This window comes from Ruegeria sp. AB8, from assembly GCF_056542605.1.
On record NZ_JBQGAB010000008.1, the window covers coordinates 25,229 to 41,533 of the forward strand.

General features: G+C 59.5%; 15 protein-coding genes. All 15 read left to right on the forward strand.

The genetic code is table 11. The annotated features are described in order from the left end of the window. Window positions 1-173: 173 nt before the first annotated feature. Window positions 174-1,850, forward strand: a complete 1,677-nt coding sequence (locus ACR0CG_RS09875) for a cytochrome D1 domain-containing protein (RefSeq protein WP_170613995.1) — start codon at window positions 174-176, stop codon at window positions 1,848-1,850. A gap of 124 nt (window positions 1,851-1,974) precedes the next feature. Further along, entirely contained in the window at window positions 1,975-3,762 is a 1,788-nt protein-coding gene (locus ACR0CG_RS09880) for a NapC/NirT family cytochrome c (protein ID WP_480524475.1), read from the forward strand. 54 nt (window positions 3,763-3,816) lie between these two features. Further along, window positions 3,817-4,224: a cupredoxin domain-containing protein gene (locus tag ACR0CG_RS09885; protein WP_480524477.1), complete on the forward strand. Its 408-nt coding sequence runs from the start codon at window positions 3,817-3,819 to the stop codon at window positions 4,222-4,224. A 201-nt stretch (window positions 4,225-4,425) separates the two neighbouring features. Continuing rightward, entirely contained in the window at window positions 4,426-5,187 is a 762-nt protein-coding gene (gene cobA / locus ACR0CG_RS09890) for a uroporphyrinogen-III C-methyltransferase (protein ID WP_480524479.1), read from the forward strand. Further along, the gene (locus ACR0CG_RS09895; RefSeq protein ID WP_480524480.1) at window positions 5,180-5,548 is read left to right on the forward strand and encodes a c-type cytochrome; all 369 of its coding nucleotides are present in this window, start codon (window positions 5,180-5,182) and stop codon (window positions 5,546-5,548) included. Before cobA ends, ACR0CG_RS09895 begins: the two co-directional genes overlap by 8 nt. Beyond that, window positions 5,545-6,690 (forward strand): cytochrome D1 domain-containing protein, encoded by a 1,146-nt coding sequence (locus ACR0CG_RS09900; RefSeq protein WP_480524482.1) that lies wholly within the window; start codon window positions 5,545-5,547, stop codon window positions 6,688-6,690. The genes ACR0CG_RS09895 and ACR0CG_RS09900 overlap by 4 nt, the downstream gene beginning before the upstream one ends. Before the next feature lie 3 nt (window positions 6,691-6,693). Next, entirely contained in the window at window positions 6,694-7,683 is a 990-nt protein-coding gene (ahbB, locus tag ACR0CG_RS09905) for a siroheme decarboxylase subunit beta (RefSeq protein ID WP_170614001.1), read from the forward strand. Continuing rightward, window positions 7,680-8,129 carry an Lrp/AsnC family transcriptional regulator gene (locus tag ACR0CG_RS09910; protein ID WP_170614002.1) on the forward strand — a complete coding sequence of 150 codons (450 nt, stop codon included), beginning with the start codon at window positions 7,680-7,682 and terminating at the stop codon, window positions 8,127-8,129. Before ahbB (ACR0CG_RS09905) ends, ACR0CG_RS09910 begins: the two co-directional genes overlap by 4 nt. Beyond that, window positions 8,126-8,620 carry a siroheme decarboxylase subunit beta gene (ahbB, locus tag ACR0CG_RS09915; RefSeq protein WP_170614003.1) on the forward strand — a complete coding sequence of 165 codons (495 nt, stop codon included), beginning with the start codon at window positions 8,126-8,128 and terminating at the stop codon, window positions 8,618-8,620. Before ACR0CG_RS09910 ends, ahbB (ACR0CG_RS09915) begins: the two co-directional genes overlap by 4 nt. A 3-nt stretch (window positions 8,621-8,623) precedes the next feature. After that, on the forward strand, window positions 8,624-9,838 hold the full coding sequence (gene nirJ, locus ACR0CG_RS09920) for a heme d1 biosynthesis radical SAM protein NirJ (protein WP_170614004.1): 1,215 nt from the start codon (window positions 8,624-8,626) through the stop codon (window positions 9,836-9,838). A 76-nt stretch (window positions 9,839-9,914) separates the two neighbouring features. Then, window positions 9,915-11,438: a cytochrome D1 domain-containing protein gene (locus ACR0CG_RS09925; RefSeq protein WP_480524486.1), complete on the forward strand. Its 1,524-nt coding sequence runs from the start codon at window positions 9,915-9,917 to the stop codon at window positions 11,436-11,438. Further along, window positions 11,395-11,658 carry a hypothetical protein gene (locus ACR0CG_RS09930; RefSeq protein ID WP_170678703.1) on the forward strand — a complete coding sequence of 88 codons (264 nt, stop codon included), beginning with the start codon at window positions 11,395-11,397 and terminating at the stop codon, window positions 11,656-11,658. The genes ACR0CG_RS09925 and ACR0CG_RS09930 overlap by 44 nt, the downstream gene beginning before the upstream one ends. A gap of 89 nt (window positions 11,659-11,747) precedes the next feature. Further along, window positions 11,748-12,212 carry a DUF2946 family protein gene (locus ACR0CG_RS09935; RefSeq protein WP_480524488.1) on the forward strand — a complete coding sequence of 155 codons (465 nt, stop codon included), beginning with the start codon at window positions 11,748-11,750 and terminating at the stop codon, window positions 12,210-12,212. Further along, window positions 12,203-14,380 carry a 4Fe-4S binding protein gene (locus tag ACR0CG_RS09940; protein ID WP_480524490.1) on the forward strand — a complete coding sequence of 726 codons (2,178 nt, stop codon included), beginning with the start codon at window positions 12,203-12,205 and terminating at the stop codon, window positions 14,378-14,380. Before ACR0CG_RS09935 ends, ACR0CG_RS09940 begins: the two co-directional genes overlap by 10 nt. A gap of 16 nt (window positions 14,381-14,396) precedes the next feature. Then, window positions 14,397-16,304 (forward strand): TAT-dependent nitrous-oxide reductase, encoded by a 1,908-nt coding sequence (nosZ, locus tag ACR0CG_RS09945; RefSeq protein ID WP_480524492.1) that lies wholly within the window; start codon window positions 14,397-14,399, stop codon window positions 16,302-16,304. Window position 16,305: the final 1 nt, after the last annotated feature.

A 16,305-nucleotide genomic window follows, 5' to 3' on the forward strand; every position in this document is an offset into this window, starting at 1 on the left:
AATCAAAACCGTCGCAAAACATGACCCGGAAACACGTGTTTTATTAGGAATTATTTTTGCATTTCAGTCTGTGTACAAACCCGTTTCCGTCCCTTCCGTTGACTTTGGTCAAGGATAACATCTCCGTGATGTTTCAGTCTCCAGCCTGCCTCACCAGCAAATGGAGAGTGATCATGTCACTTGGAATCAGCTACAACAAAACTGGCCGCGCCTTTGGGGTCGGTTTGGCGATGCTGCTGGGCAGCGTCGCTGCACCAGTCTTCGCCGAAGAGCCAACATTGAGCGACGAAGCGTTTGAATCGTCCAAACAGCTCTATTTCGAGCAATGCGCAGGTTGCCACGGCGTTCTGCGTAAAGGCGCCACAGGCAAAAACCTTGAACCCCACTGGAAGAAAACCGCAGCCGATGGCACCGTGACCGAAGGCGGCACCCTCGCGCTTGGGCAGGAACGTCTTGAAAAGATCATCGCCTGGGGGACCGAAGGCGGCATGAACAACTTCTCGGACATCATGACCGAGCAGGAAATAAAGGACATGGCGACATACATTATGATGGAGGCCCCCAAGCCGCCTGAGATGTCGCTGGAACAGATGAAAGCGACACGCAAGGTCTATGTCGAAGAAGCCGACTATCCGACCGAACCGCTGCATGGCCGCAACTGGGAGAACTTCTTTGTCGTCATCGAACGTGACGTAGGTAAAGTGGCCGTGATCGACGGCGACACCAAAGAAGTGCTGACACACATCCCGACCGGTTACGCTGTCCACGTTCTGAAAGCATCCGAACACCACAGCACTACCGAACCGGAACATCCGGGCCGCTTCTGGTACACCATGGGCCGCGACGGCAAGATGACCAAGATCGACCTCTGGCAGAAACCTGAGAATATGTTGGTTTCCGAGGTCAAGATTGCCTACGACGCCCGCGATGTGGCCGTTTCCGGCGACGGCAAATACGTCATCGGTGGTGGTTACTGGCCGCCGCATTTCGCAATCGTCGATGCCCAGACCATGGAACCGGTCAAGGTTGTGTCGACACGCGGCGTGAACGTGGACGGGGACTATGTGGAAGAGGCCCGCGTGGCTGCAATCTACACCACACCGAACGAGCCAACCTGGATTGTCGCGATCAAGGAATTGGGTCAGCTGTGGCAGGTCGACTATACCGACCTTGAGAACCTGCGGATCGACAAGATCGACAGTGCCAAGTTCCTGCATGACGGGTTCTTCGACCCGACAGGCCGTTACTTCCAGATCGCCGCGAACGCGTCGAACAAGATGGTTGTCGTCGACACCGAAACTCACAAGCTTGAGGCGATGATCGACACGGCTGCGTTGCCGCACCCCGGCCCGGGCGCCAACTGGGTTGACCCGAATTGTGGTCCGGTTGCCGGTACAACCCACCTTGGTGTTGGTGCCGTGACCGTCTGGGGCAACGACCCAGAGAACCGTCCGGACGATGCCTGGAAGGTTTGCTACGAAGTGGAAACCGACGGCCCCGGCCTGTTTATCCGCACACACCCGAATTCGGATTACATCTGGGCTGACCAGACCAAACATCCGGAACCGGAAATTCAGCAGTCCGTTCAGGTCATCTCGAAAGAGACCGGCGAGATCGTAAAAACCATCCAGATCACCGAAGATGAAGGCAGCGCCGCTGTTCACTTCGAGTTCAACGCGGATGGTACCGAGGTCTGGGTTTCCAAATGGAACCTGTCGGATTCGAAAGAACCCAACGGTCAGATCGTGATCTTCGACGCCAAGACGCTGGAAGAAATTGGCCGCATCGAAGGGCTTTATGCCCCGACCGGCAAGTTCAACGTCTACAACCGTTCGAACCACGTCACCTGACGGGATCGCATCCAGAACCGGAAAGGGCGGGCCCCTCGCCCGCCCTTTCCTCGTTTGACCTATCAGCCAAACTCACCGGCCTGCCACACAAGGCCTGACAAGACAGCCATAACGGAGCACGGATATGACCTCCGAACCGGATAAAAAACCACCGATCTGGCGCCGGTATTTCCTGTGGGGAATGCCCGTGGCCGGTCTCGCTGCCGCCTTTGCTGCAGGCATCATCTTCTGGGGCGGCTTCAACACCGCCATGGAAGCGACCAACACCGAGAAGTTCTGTGTCTCGTGTCACGAGATGCGCGATTATATATACACCGAATACACCGGCACGATCCACGATGTGAACCGTTCCGGCGTGGGCGCGGTCTGTTCAGACTGCCACGTGCCCAAGGACTGGACCCACAAGATCATCCGCAAAATCCAGGCCTCCAAAGAGCTTTATGGCAAAATGGTCGGGACCATCAGCACCCCAGAGAAATTCGAAGCCAAACGCATCCATCTGGCGATGAACGAATGGGAGCGGATGAAGGCTACCGACTCGCGCGAGTGCCGTAACTGCCACGATTTCGAATCGATGATGCCCGAATTCCAGAAACCCCGCGCCCGTCAGCAACACCTGAACGCGATGGAAACCGGTCAGACCTGTATCGATTGCCACAAGGGGATTGCGCACTCGAACATCCGGGACCGTGCAACCGACGAGTATCTGGAAGAGTTGGAAGCCCCGAACCCTGCGTTTGTCCGGCCGATCCCGCCAGAATATCTGGCCAGCCTCGAGAAGATCGAAGCCTTGGAGGCCGCCGAGGCCGACGCGGAAAAAGCCGCCAAACAAGCCCAGCAAGAGGCTGTTCAGGCCCAGATTGCGGCCGCTGTTGACGCCGCTGTGGCGGAAGAACGCGCCAACGCTGCGGGAGAGGCCTCGGCCGCGCCTGCGGGCGGCGGTGGCAGCGACGTCGCTTCGAACATCGACTGGAATGCCGTGACCAGTGCGGACCTGAAACTCTTCTATCCCGGTCAGGCGTCCTTCGAATGGGTGCAGAACGGCAAGACCCACGGCGGTGCCCGTCCGCTGACCAAGGGGGGCGATCAGTGTTCGACCTGTCACGCCAAGGAACTGGACACCATCGGAAACAAGATCGTTGCCGGTGGCGAACTGGAACCGACCCCGATCCCGGGCAAACGTGGGGTGATCGACGCAACCGTTCAGGCAGCGCATGACGATGAAAACCTCTATATCCGCCTGCAATGGCCGGATGCGGGCCATAGCCCTGCCCCGTTCGTTGATGGCGGCAAAATGGACCCCGACAACCAGATCAAGGTCGCCATGATGATCACCGGCACAGATATTGAGCTGGGTGATCAAGTGGGTTGCTGGGCTTCATGTCACGCCGACAACAGCTACATGCCCTTTGACCCGGGTGCGGATGCCATTGCCGCCAATGGTGATGTTACGGGACGTCTGACCGCGCAGGACACAGTGACCAAATACATCAGCGAAAGCCGCACCGAGGTTGAGGTCAAAGGCCGCGGTGGCAAGCCCCTGGGTGGTTGGGACAAGCTGCAGTCTGCCGAGCAGATTGAGCAATACCTGGCCGACGGCACCTATCTTGACCTGATGCGGGTCTATGCCGATGGCAGTGCCACCAACGGCTATCTGCTGGATCAGCGCGTGGTCAATGACGGTGAAATCGCTGCCTCGGCCGAGCTTTCCGGCGGAATGTGGACTGTCGTGTTTACGCGGCCGTTGAACTCCGGTGCGCCGGGTGATGTGCCGCTGGAACCCGGGCAGACCTATACGGTCGGCTTTGCAATCCACGATGACTATGCCAGTGCGCGATTCCACCATGTGACGCTGAACACCAGCCTCGCGCTGGACGACGACAGCGCGAATATCAACGTGGTGAAACAGTAAAGGTTGGGGGCCGGAGGATCCGGCCCCCAACCTTTCAGTAAGGAGAATTGGATCATGAAAACCCAAAGACTTCTTCCTGCACTTTTGTTTCTGGCATCACCGGTGCTTGCGGCCGACGAAGACACAGCCGCAATCTGCGCCGAGGCCGAAGAACGTTATGTCGAACTGTTCGGCCAACCATCGTCAGCCGTTGAGGACGCCGAAGTTGTGTTGATGTACAAATACAATTTCTGCCCTGCCGAACTGACCGTCAAAGCAGGAACCACGGTCCGCTGGGTGAACGTGGACAAACGCACCAGCCACAGCGTGCTGCTGAAAGACGGCAGCGAACCTGAAAGCGACCGGCTGTTTCCCGAGGAAACGGTTGATCTGACCTTCCTCACCCCGGGGCCGCAGGACTATCTGTGCGGTCCGCATTGGGAGACACAGAACATGATCGGAATGATCACAGTAGATCCCTGAGCAGAAGCAGACATACGGGCAGAAGTAAGGAGCGCGGATGCAAATCCCGCGCTCCTTAACTTATGTCAAGGAGGTTGAACCGTGAATGCGCCAACCTGCCGTCATGACACGCCCGGTTCACCCAGCAACGTCCCGTAATCACACTGGATTCGCGCAGGAAACACCGGGTTCCGACGACATTCAGGACAAGTGAGTTTGCACATGAGCGGTAAGGTTTTTCTGATTGGTGCCGGACCGGGTGATCCGGAGCTGATGACCCTGCGCGCCCTGCGGATGCTGCAACAGGCGGATGTGGTGGTCTATGACCGATTGGTCTCGGACGAAATCCTTGCCATGCACACCGAAGGGGCACGACTCATACCTGTCGGCAAAGCCCCGAAATGCCACACTGTCCCACAAGACCGCATCAACGAAATCCTGCTGGAAGAGGCCCGCGCCGGCCATACTGTGGCGCGCCTGAAAGGCGGCGACCCGATGATTTTTGGCCGCGGTTCGGAAGAGGCCGCCTATCTGATGGATCACGGAGTCGAGGTCGAATACGCGCCCGGTATTACAGCGGCACAAGGCGCGTCCTGTTCAACGGGCGTGCCACTGACCCATCGGGGCCTTGCGACCTCAGTCCAATATGTCACCGGGCACCGGCAGGCAGACAAGGTCCTGGATCTGGACTGGAAACGTCTGGCCGACCCGGATTCGACGCTGGTGGTTTATATGGGCGTTGCCAATATCGGTCAGATTGCCATGGGTCTGATGACAGAAAACCTGCCCGGATCGACCCCGGTTCTGGCCGTCGCCAAGGCCACCACGCGCGCTGAACGCCGCCTTGTTTCCCGGCTGGATCGCTTAGCTGCGGATGTACGTAAGGCGGAACTTGCGGCCCCTACCCTGTTCATCATCGGCCAGGTCGTTTCGCTGTATTCCGAGCGACCCGTGGCTGAGTTATTGGAACAGGCTCATGGCTAGGCTCGGTCGCCGAAATACCGCGCCGGCCCGCAATAATCCGCAGTCAGGATGGGCCGGGCGCACCGTCCTGACCATTGCCGTGCTGGTGGCAACCTCGGCAATTGCCGCTGATACGCTGGACCCCAACGCTCTGAAGCGGCTTGTCCATCAGGATTGCGGATCGTGCCACGGGTTGTCTTTGAAGGGGGGCCTGGGCCCCGACTTGCGTGCGGGAACTCTTGCACATTACGACGCCGAAGTTTTGACCGGCGTCATCCTTGACGGAATCCCGGACACCGCGATGCCGCCCTGGCGCCCCTTGATCACGGAAGAAGAGGCCGAGTGGATCGCCCGCTACCTGCTGGAACCGGAGGCACAATGAAACAGCTCATCCTCGGCCTTGCCGCAACCCTTATGATGTCCACTGCGCAGGCGGAACCCACCGCCACCGGCGACCTCGGGCTGGTGATCGAACGGGCGCAGGGTTCAGTCCTGCTGGTCGATCAATCCGAGCGCACGGCGCTGGCCCGGATCGAAGGCCTGGGCGATCTGTCTCATGCGTCGCTGGTCTATTCGCCCGACGAACGTTTCGCCTACGTGTTCGGCCGCGATGGAGGTCTGACCAAGGTCGACATCGTCACCCGCCAGATTGCCAATCGTGTTGTACAGGCGGGCAACGCCATCGGCGGCGCAATCTCTGACGATGGTACGCTGGTGGCAGTGTCCAACTATGAACCCGGCGGCGTGCGCGTGTTCGATTCCGATACGCTTGAAATGGTCGCGGACATTCCGACCGGCAGCAAAACCATCGGCCTGGTTGACGCGCCCGGTCGGCGGTTCGTGTTCACCATGTGGGACACGGGCGAGACTTGGATTGCCGATTTTTCCTCAGGTAGGCCGGAAATCACCAAAATCCCCAACATGGGTGAAAACCCCTACGACGCTTTGATAACCGCAAATGGCCGGACCTATATCACAGGCCTGTTTGGCGAGGATGGCCTAACGGCATTGGACCTCTGGGCTGACACCCCGGAACCCATCCGCGTGCTGTCCGATTACGGGCGCGGGCAAGAAGAGGTGCCCGTCTACAAGATGCCCCATCTTGAAGGTTGGGCGCTGACCGGTCGTGAATTCGTTCTGCCTGCTGTTGGCCATCACGAGGTCTTGTGGATCGACGCCGATACCCTGACCGAGACCGGGCGCACCCAAACCCATGGCCAGCCGGTCTTTGCAATGGCCCGGCCCGACGGGCGGCAGGTCTGGGTCAACTTCGCCCACCCGCTGAACGATACGATCCAGGTCATCGACAGTGTCAGCAAGGACATCATCCACGAATTCAAACCCGGCCCCGCCGTACTGCATATGGAGTTCACGCCGCGCGGGCATGAGGTCTGGATCAGCGTCCGGGATGCCAACAAGGTCATGATCTACGACACGCAAACATTTGAAAAACTGCGTGAAATCGAAGCGGACAGCCCATCGGGCATCTTCTTCACCGCCCGCGCGCACAGAACAGGCCTGTAACCCATGTGCCATATCACCGACCCGATCGATCGCCACCTTCTGGATGATTTCCAGCGCAACTTTCCAGTCACCGAACGCCCTTTCCAAGTTGTGGCCGACACACTGAAGCTCAGCGAGGCCGATGTGATCGACCGGCTGGCCCGCATGCGGGCGGCAGGCCGGATCACGCGTGTCGGGGCGACCATCGCGCCCGGCGCGGTTTCCGCAAGCACGCTGGCTGCGGTTGCGGCACCTGAGCACCGCATTGAAAAGATTGCTGCCCTGATCGACGCGGAACCGGGCGTGAACCATAACTACCAGCGGGAAGATGATTGGAACCTCTGGTTCGTCGCCACCGGGCCGGATCGCGCACATGTCGACAACACGCTGGCCCGGATCAGAAAAAAAACCGGACTTCGCGTTCTCGACCTGCGGCTGGTGCGCCCCTTCAACGTAGATCTGGGGTTCCGCATGTCCGGTGGCGCGCGACGCGTTCCCAGCGCGCGTCGGATCGACCGGTCGGCCATGCAGGACGGTGACCGTGATTTGCTCCAGTCACTGAGCTCGGGCCTGTCACTTGTCGGTGACCCTTACGCGGCGCTGGCCCGGTCGCTGGGTCGAGAGCCCGAAGATGTAATGACGCGCATTCGCTGCCTGCACGAGGCGGGCATCATCTCGCGTTTGGGCGTCATCGTGCGTCACCGTGCACTCGGATGGTCTGCCAACGCGATGGTCGTCTGGGACCTTCCCGCCGATCAGATTGACACTGCTGGACCGGCCCTTGCGGCCCATCCCGGGATCACCCTGTGTTACGAACGCAATCCGGTCGAGGGGGTCTGGCCCTATCGGCTCTATTCCATGATCCACGCCCGCTCGCGGAGCGAAGCGTATGAGGTGCTGGCTGGCGCGACCGAGCTTCAGGAGCTGACCGGTGCGCGGCACAAGGTTCTGTTTTCGACCCGCTGCTTCAAACAGACCGGCGCGCTGATCCAACCGAAGGAGTCCGCCGCATGACACTCGACGCAATTGATCGCAGAATCCTGAACAGGATGCAGGACGACCTGCCATTGGTACCGAACCCCTACGCCGCCGTGGCAGACGCGTTGAGCATATCTGAAAGCGATTTGCTGAATCGCCTGTCCCGGATGAAGAAAGAGCGTGTGATTACCCGGTTTGGCCCGTTCTTCGACGCAGCCGCCATGGGGGGGGCTTTTTGCCTCTGTGCCATGGCTGTTGAACCCGAGAATTTCGAAGCCGTCCTAACCAAAGTCAATGCGCACCCCGAGGTGGCCCATAATTATGAACGCACGCACCGGCTGAACATGTGGTTCGTTCTGGCGACCGAAACACCTGAAGGGATTGCAACAGCGGCCGAGGCAATCGAAAGGGAAACCGGGATCGCCGTCCTGCAGTTCCCCAAACTACAGGAATTTTTCATAGGCTTCCGGGTGGCAGCATGATCGACGCAAAAGACAGAGAGATCATTGAGGCTTTGCAAGGCGGCCTGCCGCTGGTCCCTGCCCCCTATGCCAGTGTGGCCGAAACCCTGGGCATGGACGAAGACGCCTTGCTTTCTCGGCTTGCGGGTCTGAAATCGCGCGGGGTGATCCGCCGTATCGCTGCGGCACCCAACCACTACAAGCTGGGCATGACGTCGAACGGAATGACCGTGTGGGATGTGGACGACAACCGTGTTGCCGAACTGGGCGCAGAAATCGGCGCGCTGCCCTATGTTACGCACTGCTATGAACGCCCGCGCGCCCTGCCCGACTGGCCCTATAACCTTTTTGCCATGGTCCATGGTTCGGACCGGACCGAGGTCGAAGAAAAGCGGGCAGAAATCACGGCCATTCTGGGCGACGCCTGCCGCGCCAAAGACATCCTTTATTCTACACGCATCCTGAAAAAAACCGGGCTGCGTCTGAAGTCCAAAGAGCAATTGAAAGGCTGAAACATGTTCCGCCTGACCGAATACATGCATCAACTGGTCAATCCGACGCCGGTGCGCAAACGGCGTCCGGGTCCGGTGAAGCCGGTGGTGATCTGGAACCTGACACGGCGCTGCAACCTGAAGTGCCGCCATTGCTACACCGTCTCGGCGGATGTGGCCTTCCCGGGTGAGCTCAGCCACGAGCAAGCCATGGTTACCCTTGAGGATCTGGGCCAGTTTCGCGTCCCGGCCCTGATCCTCTCGGGTGGGGAGCCGCTGGACCGGTTCGACTTCTTCGACATCGCGAAACGCGCCCGCGATCTGGTGCCGATGCTGGCGCTGTCGACAAATGGAACGCGGATTTACGACGAAACCGCTGACATGATCGCCGATGTGGGGTTCAGCTATGTCGGCATCTCGCTGGACGGGATCGGGGCCACGAACGATTGGTTCCGTGGGGTCAAGGGTGCTTTTGCCGACGCCCTGCGCGGCGTACGTGAATGCAAGAAACGCGGCATCAAGGTTGGTCTGCGTTTTTGCCTGACCGAAGGGACCCAGCATCACCTGCCCGACCTGCTGAAACTGTGTGACGACGAGGGAGTGGACAAGTTCTACTTGTCCCACCTGGTCTATGCCGGACGTGGCGACAAGAACCGGGGCGAGGATGCCGAGCATCTGCTCACCCGCAAGGGATTGGACCTGTTGTTGGAGCGCGCATGGGAGGCGGCCTCTGGAGGGCGACCGCTGGATATCGTCACCGGCAACAACGACGCGGATGCCGGGTATTTTCTGAACTGGGTACGTTCGCGTTTCGATGCAGAGAAAGAGGCGCATGTGCGCGAACATCTTGCCGCATGGGGTGGCAACTCCAGCGGTCTGGGTGTTGCCAATATCGACAATCTCGGTCGCGTGCATCCCGACACTTATTGGTCCGACTACACGGTCGGCAACGTGAAGACAAAATCGTTTTCAGAACTTTGGACCAGTGATGACCCGATGCTGGCCATGCTGCGCACGCGCCCCCGCCCGCTGAAGGGGCGCTGTGGCGCCTGTCAGCTGAAGGATGTGTGTGGCGGCAACACCCGCATTCGCGCCTTGCAACTGACCGGCGATCCCTGGGCCGAAGATCCGGCCTGCTATCTGTCAAATCAAGAAATCGGCGTGGACGACGCGGGCGAACGTCTGCAGGTCACGCCGTTCCGGGGGAAACGTCATGATCCGGCGCATCAGTTCTTTTGATAATGGGCGTTCTGTTCACCCAGCACCTGTGCGGGTGGTGAGTTCTGAAGCCTCCGGCGGGAGTATTTGTAAAAAGATGAAGATCGGGGTCTTGTGTTCGATCCTCAGTGTCGGGGCGGCATGGGCGGATGCGCCTTCAGACTATGCCGAGCATTGCGCATCGTGCCACGGTGAGAGCCGTCTGGGCGGTGTGGGTCCGGCGCTGATCCCCGAGACCTTGAAACGCATGCGCGGCCCCCGTGTTGCCGCAGTAATTGCCGAAGGGCGGGCGGCGACACAGATGCCGGGGTTTTCGCATGAGCTTGACGCCTTGCAGGTCGAGGAATTGGCAGGTTGGCTTAAATCGCCGCTGGAGACCGACCCGGATTGGGGCGAGGCCGAGATTATGGCCAGCCGTGCCCTGGACGAGGATTACACATCGGTTGATGCCCCTGTCTGGGACAGTGACCCCATGAACATCACGCTGGTCGTTGAAACCGGCGATCACCATGTCAGCGTTCTGGATGGTGACACGTTCGAAGTTCTCGACCGGTTCGAGACCCCCTTTGCCGTGCATGGCGGGCCAAAGTTCAGCCCCGACGGACGATATGTCTTCATCATGTCGCGCGACGGCTGGGTGCAGAAATATGACATCTGGGCGTTGAAACAGGTGGGTCGAGTGCGCGCCGGCCTGAACAGCCGTAACATCGCCATGTCCGGCGACGGCAAATGGGTGGCCGTGGCAAATTACTTGCCCAACACCCTGACCTTGTTGTCGACAGAGGATCTGTCGGTTGCCAAGGTCATCGAGATCAAAGGCAAGAAGGGCAAGGGCAGCCGTGTTTCGGCCGTGTATCAGGCTCCGCCGCGCGAGAGTTTTGTTCTGGCGCTGAAAGATGTGCCCGAGATATGGGAGGTCTTTTATGGCGCCAACCCGCCGCAATCCGGGCTGGGTCATGACTTCCGCATCGAAGGGCAGTTCAAGAACCCCAACCCCTTCCCGGTGCGCAAGATCACGACGCCGGACTATTTGGACGATTTCTTTTTCGATCAGAGCTACGAATACGTCATGGGTGCGTCCCGTGATGGTAAAGGCGGGCAGGTGATCGACCTGGTCATCGGTCAGAAAGTGGCCGATCTGGACCTGCCGGGGATGCCGCATCTGGGGTCGGGCATCACATGGCAGCACGGTGATACAACCGTGATGGCCACTCCGCATCTGACCGATGGCACGGTGTCGGTGATCGACATGCAGACATGGGAAACCGTCAAGCGGATCAAGACCGAAGGGCCCGGGTTCTTCATGCGCAGCCATGAGAACTCACCCTACGTCTGGGCCGACGTGTTCTTTGGACCCAACAAGGATGCGATGCATGTCATCGACAAGCAAAGCCTTGAAATCATAAAAACTTTGCGGCCTGCTCCGGGCAAAACCGTGGCCCATGTAGAATTTACCAAGGACGGCAGCCATGCGTTGGTTTCGATCTGGGAGGATGACGGCGCGGTGATCGTCTATGATGCGCAGACGCTGGAGGAAGTTCGCCGTCTGCCGATGCGCAAACCTTCGGGGAAATACAATGTCTGGAACAAGATCACCTTCTCGGAAGGCACCAGCCACTGAGGGCAGATGGCCAGTTTGGAAACTGGCCATACTGCTGTACCCGGCCACGGCACTGACCGTGGCCATCAACCTGTTTTTGCTTGGCCTGATCCTGCACAGCGCCGGTTTCGGCGCAATTGAACCAGTTCCGGCGATCCTTTGGTCGATTCCTTTAGGGATTCCAGCGACATGGCTGGCCGGGCGCTGGCTGCGCGGGTTGATGGATGAGGCCGATGAATAGGTGCAAATTTTCTCGGACCTGACCTAAGTCAAGTTTCTGCTTGAGAGAATCCCATAGGGTTCGGGAAAGAACGCCGAGTTGGATTCTCAATGCCCACCTTCCGCCCTCCGCATAACTTGTTTGATCGCGTGTCCCGCGCGGTGTGCGGTTTGGTGGGCATATTCCTGTTGCTGTTACAAATGCTTGGCCCGGCACTGGCGAGTTCCGGCGACAGCATGTGGATCGAGATCTGCTCGGAGGCAGGGGCGGTCTGGGTTGAGGTTGATCTGGAAGAAGATACCGACGACCCGACCGCGCCCTGTCCGAAATGCGCCGATTGTGCGCTTTGCGCGGTGACGACGGCAGCGCCGCTGCCAGACCTGCCGCTTGTCGTGCAGGCCGGAGATGTGCGGCTTGTACACGTCGCGAACCAGCGCCTGTGCGATTTGTACAGCCCGAAATGGCTATGGCCCGAAACCCGGGGTCCCCCGCATTTGACCAAAGAAGAATCTGAACGCGCCCTGCGCACGTCCATGGCATCCACCCAAGTAATCGGAGGTGCGCCATGGTCGTAAGTCGCGCAATCCATTTCCTGCTGGCCTTCACCCTGTCCTGCCTGATGGCGATCAGCGCGCATGCCGACAGCCTCGCCAGCTTTCTGCCCGAAATTGCTCCTGCCGATCTGGTTCCAGAAGCCGATGCCTTTGGTCCGGTCCGCGATGACATACCCGTTGCCCCGGTTTTGAAGGGGGGCGAAACGGTTGCCTGGGCGTTCCTGACATCTGATTTCGTCGGCACCACCGGTTATTCCGGCAAACCCATTCACGTGGTGGCGGCCATAGACAGTGACGCGGTCCTGACCGGTGTGAAACTGGTCAAACACTCGGAACCGATCGTTCTGATCGGCATCCCCAATTCGCGCATGGTCGAGCTGACCGAAGGCTATGCCGGCCTGGACCTCAAGCGTGAGGCCGAAACCGGCGGTGAAGGGCATGACCTGGACATCATCTCGGGCGCGACCGTGACGATCATGGTGATTGACGACAGCCTTGTGCGTGGTGGTATCAAAGTGGCGCGCGCGTTGGGGCTGGGTGGACTGTCTCCGGTAAAGGCCGATGGACCGAAACGCGAAGTCGACATGGCGCAGAATGCTGTTTTCGACTGGACGACACTTTCGGGCGACGGTTCGGTCCGGCGGATGACGCTGGATATCGGCCAGGTGAATGCCGCCTTCGAGGCCACCGGAGATCAGCGCGCCATCAGACGCCCCGAACCCGGCGAACCCGATGATACCTTCATCGACATGCACGTGGCACTGGTTTCGGTGCCGTCCATCGGCAAGTCGCTGCTGGGTGAGGCTGAATACCAGAACCTGATCAACTGGCTGGACGAAGGCGAGCAGGCCATTCTGGTATTGGGGCGCGGCGCCTATAGTTTCAAAGGCTCGGGCTATGTGCGTGGCGGGATTTTCGACCGGGTTCAACTGATTCAGGGCGACAGTTCGGTGCGGTTCTTCGACCGTCAACAGCGTCGTCTGGGTGAAGTGGCCGCGCCGGATGCGCCCAGCTTTACCGAACTCGACATCTTCAAGATCCCGGCCGACGCCGAGTTCGACCCCGCCGCACCCTTCCGCCTGCAACTGCTGGTGCAGCGCGCCGTGGGTGCGGTCGAAAAAACCTTTCTGACCTTCGACCTGGGCTACAAGTTGCCGGAACAGTACCTGCTGCCCGTCGCTGCCCCCGTTGTTGTCGATGATGCCACCGGCGAAGCCGCTGCCAAGGCTGCTTTGTGGCAACGCATCTGGAAGGACCGCACCGTCGAGATCGGCGTTCTTATCGTCATGCTGCTGGTGCTGACCGCGACTTTCTTCTTCCAGTTCCACGCCACCATGAACGCGCGCGTCTTTTACTGGTTCCGCATCGGATACCTGACCATGACGCTGTTCTTCATTGGCTGGTACGCCAATGCGCAGTTGAGTGTGGTGAATCTGATGGCACTGGCCGGAAGCTTGCGGACCGGATTTTCCTGGGACGCGTTCCTATTGGACCCGCTGGTCTTCATTCAGTGGTTCGCTGTCGCCGCTGCGCTGCTGTTCTGGGGGCGCGGGGCCTATTGCGGCTGGCTGTGCCCGTTTGGTGCACTACAGGAGTTGACCAACAAGATCGCGCGCGCGTTGAAGGTTCCGCAATGGACCCTGCCTTGGGGCCTGAACGAACGGCTTTGGCCTGCGAAGTACATGATCTTCCTCGTTCTCTTCGGCATCAGCTTTGTCTCGATCCCGCTGGCCGAGAAATACGCCGAGGTCGAGCCGTTCAAGACCGCGATCATTCTGAAATTCATGCGTGACTGGCCCTTTGTGGTCTTTGCGCTGGCCCTGCTGGGGATTGGGCTGTTCATCGAACGGTTCTATTGCCGCTACCTCTGCCCGCTGGGCGGAGCGCTGGCGATCCCTGCCCGTATCCGCATGTTCGATTGGCTGCGCCGTTACCCCGATTGCGGCAGCCCCTGTCAGACCTGCGCCAACGAATGCCCCGTTCAGGCGATCCACCCCACAGGTGAGATCAACCCGAACGAGTGCGTCACCTGTCTGCATTGCCAGGTGCTCTATCAGTCCGAGACGAAATGTCCCGTCGTTATCCGCCAGCTAAAACGGCGGGCCAAGACAGGGTCGGTCAACCTCAAGACCCCTCTCGGACGACCACCGGCGAACCATCCGAACGCCAAACCGCAATCCGTTTCCTAAAAAAGGAGGAACGATCATGTCGGACAATGAAAACAAACTGAACATCACACGCCGCGGGATGCTGGGGGCAACCGCCACCGGCGCGGTGATTGCCGGGACCGGCCTGGGCTCGACCCTGATGACGGCCAAGCAAGCCAGCGCTGCCGCCAATGCCGCGCTGGAACCGGGCGAACTGGACGAGTATTACGGCTTCTGGTCTTCGGGCCAGACCGGTGAACTGCGCATTATGGGCGTGCCGTCCATGCGCGAACTGATGCGGGTTCCGGTGTTCAACCGCTGCTCGGCCACGGGCTGGGGTCAGACCAACGAGTCACTGAAAATCCTGACCGAGGGCCTGCTGCCCGAAACCAAGGAATTCCTGGCCGCAAACGGCAAGGTGACTTACGACAACGGCGACCTGCACCACCCGCACATGTCCTTCACCGATGGCACCTATGACGGCCGCTATCTGTTCATGAATGACAAGGCCAACACCCGCGTGGCCCGTGTGCGCTGTGACGTGATGAAATGCGACAAGATCATCGAGATCCCGAACGCGCACGACATCCACGGCCTGCGTCCGCAGAAATACCCGCGCACCGGCTACGTCTTTGCCAATGGTGAGCATGAAGCGCCGCTGGTGAATGATGGTCAGATCCTCGACGATCCGTCGCAATACGTGAACATCTTCACCGCCATCGACGGTGACACGATGGAGATCGCGTGGCAGGTGATGGTGTCGGGCAACCTCGACAACACCGACTGCGACTATCAGGGCAAATACGCCTTCTCGACCTCGTACAACTCGGAAATGGGTATGAACCTGGCCGAGATGACCGAGAACGAGCTGGACCATGTGGTCGTGTTCAACCTCAAGGGCATCGAAGAGGCCGTGGCCGCCGGGAACTATCAGGAACTGAACGGCGTCAAGGTCGTGGACGGCCGCAAAGAGGCTGGCGGCAACCTGACCCGCTATATCCCGATCCCGAACTCGCCGCACGGTGTGAACGCCGCGCCCGACAAGAAACACATCATGATCAACGGTAAGCTGTCGCCGACCGTGTCCGTGATCGATGTGGAGAAAGTCGACGCGCTGTTTGCTGACAATGCCGATCCGCGTTCCGCCATCGTTGCTGAACCGCAGTTGGGCCTTGGCCCGCTTCACACCGCGTTCGACGGCAAGGGCAATGCCTATACCACCCTGTTCCTGGACAGCCAGGTGGTGAAATGGGACATCGCCAAGGCCATCGAAGCCTATGCGGGTGCGGACGTCGATCCCATTGTCGACAAGGTGGATGTGCATTATCAGCCCGGCCATAACTCGACCTCGATGGGCGAAACGGCCGAGGCGGACGGCAAGTGGCTGATTTCGATGAATAAGTTCTCGAAAGACCGCTTCCTGAACGTGGGTCCGCTGAAGCCCGAGAACGAGCAGCTGATCGACATCTCGGGCGACAAGATGAAAGTGGTCCACGACGGCCCGACCTTTGCAGAGCCTCATGACTCGATCATCGTTCACCGGTCGAAGGTGAACCCGGTCAATGTCTGGGACCGCAACGACCCGATGTGGGAAGATGCGCGCCAGCAGGCCGCGGCAGACGGTGTCGATCTGGAGGAAGGGGCCGAAGAACCCATCCGTGACGGCAACAAGGTCCGCGTCTACATGACCTCGACCGCGCCTGTCTTCAGCATGGAGAAGTTCACGGTCAAGCAGGGTGATGAAGTCACCATTTATGTCACCAACCTGGATGACGTGGATGATGTGACCCACGGTCTGTGCCTGTCGAACTTTGGCGTCGCGATGGAGATCGCACCTCAGGCCACCGCCTCGGTCACCTTCATTGCTGACCGTCCGGGCGTGCACTGGTATTACTGCCAGTGGTTCTGCCACGCGCTGCACATGGAAATGCGCGGCCGGATGTTTGTTGAGCCGCGGAGCGCATAAC